Raw genomic sequence first — 5,684 nt, forward strand, 5'->3', positions numbered from 1 at the left:
AATGCGTATTACGATAATTCCTTGAAGGAAGCCAGTAAACAGCCCCCCCAAAGAGCGGTACAGGAAAAAGAGAAGGTGGCAGATTTTTTAAACAAAACAAACCGCTATGACGATGAGATACAGCTTCGCAAAAGTAGTTTGCGGGAATTGGAGGGAATGCCAAACAACACAAAAAAAAGATCTGATATCGCCTTACCTCCGGACTCCATTTCCCGGCAGCGTATCAACTACAAGATTGCAAATGCCTATATCGCCCAGGATAAATACGTAGAGGCTATTCCTTATTTAGAACAGAGTATTGCAACGGCAGATCTGGAAGAAGACTTCATTGTTCAAAAGGATGCCACTCGCAAATTGTCTGAGGTATACAGGAAGCAAGGCGATTTTAACAAAGCCCTGGAAACCTATCAGAAATACGTGGCGGTCGTAGACACTTTATATATCCGAAAAGAGCAGGAGATATCGAGAGCTGCCAGATTAAACAGGGAAGTAGCAGCAACCCAGAACCGGATTACCGGACTGGAACAGGAGCGGGAACTATCTCAGAGTAAATACGATCTGGCCCTGGCAGAGCAGCGATTAACCGCAGAAAGCAACAACAGACAATTATGGATCATCTATTCTCTGTTATTCGGGATGCTTTTTATGTCGCTGGCAGCTTTCTTTTTCTATCGCAGTACACAAAAGCAAAAATTGGCCAATAACTTATTGGCCCTGAAAACACTTCGATCCCAAATGAATCCGCATTTTATATTTAATGCCCTGAATTCTGTCAACAATTATATTTCTAAAAACGACGAGCGCAGTGCTAACCGCTTTTTAAGCGATTTTTCCAAGTTGATGCGCACTGTACTGGAAAATTCTGAAGAAGATTTTATCGCACTTAATAAAGAGATCGAACTGCTGGAATTATATCTGAAACTAGAGCATTCCAGATTTCCTGATAAATTTACTTACAGCTTTGAGGTTGAGGATTCTGTAGATACGGAGGCCTATAAGATACCTCCCATGCTTTTACAGCCTTATATAGAAAATGCTATTTGGCATGGACTTCGCTATAGAGAATCTCAAGGGATTTTGAATATACGCGTGTCAGAAAAAAATAGTAAGACCCTTGAGGTTCGTATTGAAGATAATGGGATCGGCAGAAAGAAGTCGGCCACCTTAAAAACACAACATCAAAAAAAACAGCGCTCTACAGCCATGAATAATATTAAAAAACGAATTGCCATTTTAAATGATATGTATAAGCACAATATTTCGGTCAGTGTAAGGGACCTGGACGTTAATGGTACGGGGACGCAGGTAATATTAACCATACAAAAAGGCTCATGAAGTTAAGGGCGGTGATCATTGATGATGAAATAACAAGCAGGGAGATTCTCAGGAATTATCTCAGAGACTATTGTGATCAGGTGAGCATACTTGGGGAAGCCAGTACTATTAAAGAAGGGATGGCGCTAATTAACAAGGATCGCCCAAATTTGGTATTCCTGGATGTGGAAATGCCATTTGGAAATGCGTTTGACCTTCTTGATAAAATACCAGACCGGACATTTGAGACAGTATTTGTAACAGCCTATGATCAGTATGCCATGGAAGCCCTCAACCAGCATGCAGCATATTACTTAATGAAGCCTATAAATATTGACGAACTAATTAAAGCGGTGGCCTATGTGGAGGAGATCATCTCCAAAGAAGATCTTTTGGATGATCGGATTTTGTCTGCCACCATAAAGAAGGCAGAAGGGAAGATAACACTGCCGCAATTAGATGGTTTTCAGGTGCTTAATGTGTCGGATATATTATATTGCAAAGCCGATGATAATTATACTGAGATCTTTTTGGGGGAGAAAAAGATTTTGGTGAGTAAGACGCTGAAGTATTTTGAAGAATCCCTGGCGCAGTTTAATTTTGTGCGTATCCATAAGTCTTTTCTGGTGAATATTAATGAGGTAGTAAAATACAGAAAAGGCAAGGGAGGAAGTGTTGTCATTTCCAATGGAAAGGAATTGATGGTGTCTGCTTCCAGAAAAAAGGAATTACTTTCGTATTTCGAATAAGGCATAAGTAAAAATCAAATTGGGTGTATGATCATAAAAACGATATTGGGTAAAACTCCAAAATTTGGAAAGGAGTGTTTTATAGCAGACAATGCCACCATTGTTGGAGATGTGGTCATGGGAGATGAATGCAGTATTTGGTTCAACGCGGTGATTCGCGGGGATGTACATTATATTAGGATGGGGAATAAGGTGAATGTACAGGATGGGGCCATTATCCATTGTACCTATCAAAAGGCACCTACAAACATAGGAAACAATGTTTCTATTGCACATAACGCCATTGTTCATGGGTGTACGGTAGAAGATAATGTTTTGATTGGAATGGGGAGTATTATTATGGACGATTGTATTGTGGGATCTAACAGTATCATAGCCGCAGGGGCTGTACTGACCAAAGGAACGGTAGTGCCACCAGGGACGGTTTATGGTGGGATGCCTGCAAAGAAGTTAAAAGATGTTAGTCCGGAATTAAGCCAGGGTGAGATACTGCGCATTGCCAACTCCTATGTAAAATACGCCAGTTGGTTCAAAGAGGAATAGTAAAAATGGGAGAAACCACTATTTTTTCCGAACGAAAACATCGACGAGTCCATTGACAATTTTTTTAACACCTCACAAGTCTCCGGCTTTATTCCGAATTACCGAAAAACCCGTATATTTAATAAACAAGATAGCGTGCGAATTGAATTAAACGAGTCGCAATAATGGCAACGCGTAATTATCAGGGGGAAAAATTTGACGTGCAGGGGGTTGACCCGGTGGTCGATGCCCTGACCGTGGAAGAAGCCCTGCAAATCAATATCAATGGAAAGCCCTTCACCATGTCTATGCGGACACCGGGCGCAGATAACGACCTGATCCGCGGTTTGTTACACAGCGAAGCCATCATAACATCAACGCAGTTTCACCCTACCCCCATACTTCAAAAGGAAAATGAAGAGGGCATTGTAACCGTAGTAGATTTAGAGATCCCGGAGGCCTATCTGGGCATCGGCTATTCCAACAGCCGAAGTCTGTTGTCTGTTTCTTCCTGTGGGATTTGCGGTAAAACAGAACTCGGGGAAAAGGCTTTTGAGGGCAAGGCCATAGAGGCGTCCTCACAATTTTCCGCAGAAAGTTTTACTGAGATGTTTGCGCAAATGAATCGTGGCCAGTTCGATTTTAAACAATCCGGGGGTACCCATGCAGCTGCACTATTCGATGCCAATGGATTACTGCTGGTGGTTAAGGAAGATATTGGGCGCCATAATGCCGTGGACAAAGCAATTGGGTGGTTGCTGTTACGGGGCAGGATGGACGAAGCCAAAGCGATGACGGTCAGCGGGCGCATCTCCTACGAGATAACGATTAAAGCTTTTAAAGCGGGAATCCCATTTTTAGCCGCCGTATCGGCTCCGTCTTCCCTGGCCGTGGATTATGCTAAAGAATTCGGAATTACCCTTCTTGGCTTTTGTCGTGAAGGACGGGCCACCTGTTACGCTCACCCCTATCGAATAAACAATAACCGAGTTAGTTCCCTGAACCCTAAAGTAAGCTAGTGTATGTCTGATAATTTAAGCGAACTCCTGGGCCGTAAAGGCCTTCAAGAAAACCTCTTTGACAAGCTGGGAAACCTGGCACAGCCGGCCGGTACGCCAGATGAAAAGGAACTTGCCCTGCTCGCGGAGGAGTTTTTGATCGGCAAGGCCAATACCTTCGGGACAGCTTCTTTTTACGACTTTCTCAAACCCGAGAACAAGGGTAAAAAAGTGTATGTATGCAACGGTACGGCATGTGAGTGTGCAGGTACCCAAGCTGCAGTACTGGAAAAAATAGGGAAGGAATTCCCTGCGGATCAGATTGGGCATATGACCTGTTTGGGGCGCTGCCACGAAAATGCCGCTTTTCATTATCAGGGGCGAAATTTTTCGGGAACAGCTATCGATAACTTAACCGCCATCGTTAAGGATAGTACCCAAAGCCGTCCCGATACTTACCATGTGGGTGCCAGTCATGAGGCCATTCTGACCAAGCCCTTCAGTAGTATTGAGGAATATTACAAACCCTGGATGGAAGTGTTGCAAAATCAACCTGAAAGAGCGCTGGAAGCGATCAAAACTTCCAACCTTCGGGGCAGAGGGGGTGCAGGATTCCCTATGGGCCTTAAACTTGAGTTTTGCAGCAAGGCGAAAGGAGATGTCAAATTTATAATATGCAATGCGGACGAAGGGGACCCCGGGGCTTATTCCGACAGGTATTTGCTGGAACAGCAGCCACATTCGGTACTTTTTGGTATGCTGGTTAGCGGCTATGCGGTAGGAGCACATCACGGGATCGTATATATTCGGGCCGAGTACCCGGAAGCAGTAAACATTGTACAAAATGCCATCGACCAGCTTAAAGACCGTGCCCTGGTCGGGCAAAACATACATGGAAGTGGTTTTGATTTTGAATTTAAAATAATTCAGGCTCAGGGATCTTACATTTGCGGGGAAGAAACAGCCCTGATCAATTCCATAGAAGGGCAGCGCCCTGAAGTACGGATCCGTCCTCCCTATCCCGCCCAACGCGGGCTCTTCAACAAACCTACCGTAGTAAATAACGTCGAAACCCTGGCCGCGGTTCATTACATTATCAGTGAGGGAGGGGACTCATGGAAGGCAATTGGCACGGAGAAATCTTCAGGTACTAAACTAGTGTGTCTGGACAGTTTTTTCAAACGTCCCGGGATCTACGAAGTGGTCATGGGAACTCCGATGAACATGGTGATTTATGAACTTGGAGGTGGGTTTAAAAGCCCGGTAAAGGCTTTACAGATAGGGGGTCCTTTAGGTGGGGTAGTTCCTGTTGAAAAACTGGACGAGCTCACCCTGGATTTTGAATCCTTTGCAAAGGCCGGGTTTTTACTGGGACACGGTTCAGTCGTTAGTATCCCCGAAGATTATCCCATGATGAGCTATATTGAGCATCTGTTTGATTTTGCCGCCTACGAAAGCTGCGGGAAGTGCTTTCCCTGCAGATTAGGGACAAAACGAGGACATGAAATGGCAACCAAGGCTATTCAGGAAGGGCATGTGATTGATAGATCCCTGTTTGACGACCTGCTTACTACCCTTGAAGAAGGATCCCTTTGCGCACACGGTGGTGGAATTCCGTTACCGATCCGTAACATAGTTCAGTATTTTGATTCGGAAATAAACGCTTACTTTAATTAATTGAGCCTTATGAAGACTGCATTTATAAATAACATAGCCTATCCATTCGATCCGGGAGAAACCATGCTTGCGTTTATACGTCGTCATGCAGGTTCAAATTTGGTGCCCACCCTTTGTGATGCCCCTAACCTCGATCCCTTTGGGGCCTGCCGGGTTTGTAGTGTGGAAGTGGCTTTGGAAAAGGACGGTCCGGTAAAAACCATGGCATCCTGCCATGCCCCTTTGTCTGAAGGACACTACATATATACCAGTACTCCCAGCGTACAGAAGTTGCGTAAGAACATTATTGAGCTTGTACTTACGGACCACCCGCTAGACTGCCTTACCTGCGAAGTAAACGGAAATTGTGAGCTGCAAACCGTCGCTGCTCAAGTGGGCATTCGGGAAGTCCGCTACCCGGAAGGAAACAACCATTTGAACAAAA

Annotated in this window: 6 protein-coding genes; all 6 read left to right on the forward strand. The window is 44.6% G+C overall.

Features of this window, described 5'->3' with window-relative positions; all coding sequences use genetic code 11:
* A partial coding sequence (locus tag WBM49_RS03910) for a histidine kinase (RefSeq protein WP_424370757.1) occupies nt 1-1,335 on the forward strand: 1,335 nt, incomplete at its 5' end.
* Nucleotides 1,332-2,063 carry a LytR/AlgR family response regulator transcription factor gene (locus tag WBM49_RS03915; protein WP_424370758.1) on the forward strand — a complete coding sequence of 244 codons (732 nt, stop codon included), beginning with the start codon at nt 1,332-1,334 and terminating at the stop codon, nt 2,061-2,063. The genes WBM49_RS03910 and WBM49_RS03915, both read left to right, overlap by 4 nt.
* A gap of 27 nt (nt 2,064-2,090) precedes the next feature.
* Nucleotides 2,091-2,606: a gamma carbonic anhydrase family protein gene (locus tag WBM49_RS03920; RefSeq protein WP_424370759.1), complete on the forward strand. Its 516-nt coding sequence runs from the start codon at nt 2,091-2,093 to the stop codon at nt 2,604-2,606.
* A gap of 164 nt (nt 2,607-2,770) precedes the next feature.
* Nucleotides 2,771-3,604: a formate dehydrogenase accessory sulfurtransferase FdhD gene (fdhD, locus tag WBM49_RS03925; protein ID WP_424370760.1), complete on the forward strand. Its 834-nt coding sequence runs from the start codon at nt 2,771-2,773 to the stop codon at nt 3,602-3,604.
* A 3-nt stretch (nt 3,605-3,607) separates the two neighbouring features.
* Nucleotides 3,608-5,260, forward strand: coding sequence for an NADH-ubiquinone oxidoreductase-F iron-sulfur binding region domain-containing protein (locus WBM49_RS03930; RefSeq protein ID WP_424370761.1), 1,653 nt, complete (start codon nt 3,608-3,610; stop codon nt 5,258-5,260).
* A 9-nt stretch (nt 5,261-5,269) separates the two neighbouring features.
* On the forward strand, nt 5,270-5,684 hold a 415-nt coding region (locus tag WBM49_RS03935; protein ID WP_424370762.1), incomplete at its 3' end, for a 2Fe-2S iron-sulfur cluster-binding protein.

This window comes from Muriicola sp. (genome assembly GCF_049669965.1).
Taxonomy (GTDB): domain Bacteria; phylum Bacteroidota; class Bacteroidia; order Flavobacteriales; family Flavobacteriaceae; genus Muriicola.

Excerpts from the sequence above, each read along its gene's own strand:
- WBM49_RS03915 (WP_424370758.1), top strand. The coding sequence starts at position 1,332 with ATGAAGTTAAGGGCGGTGATCATTGATGATGAAATAACAAGCAGGGAG.
- WBM49_RS03920 (WP_424370759.1), top strand. The coding sequence starts at position 2,091 with ATGATCATAAAAACGATATTGGGTAAAACTCCAAAATTTGGAAAGGAG.
- fdhD (WP_424370760.1), top strand. The coding sequence starts at position 2,771 with ATGGCAACGCGTAATTATCAGGGGGAAAAATTTGACGTGCAGGGGGTT.
- WBM49_RS03930 (WP_424370761.1), top strand. The coding sequence starts at position 3,608 with ATGTCTGATAATTTAAGCGAACTCCTGGGCCGTAAAGGCCTTCAAGAA.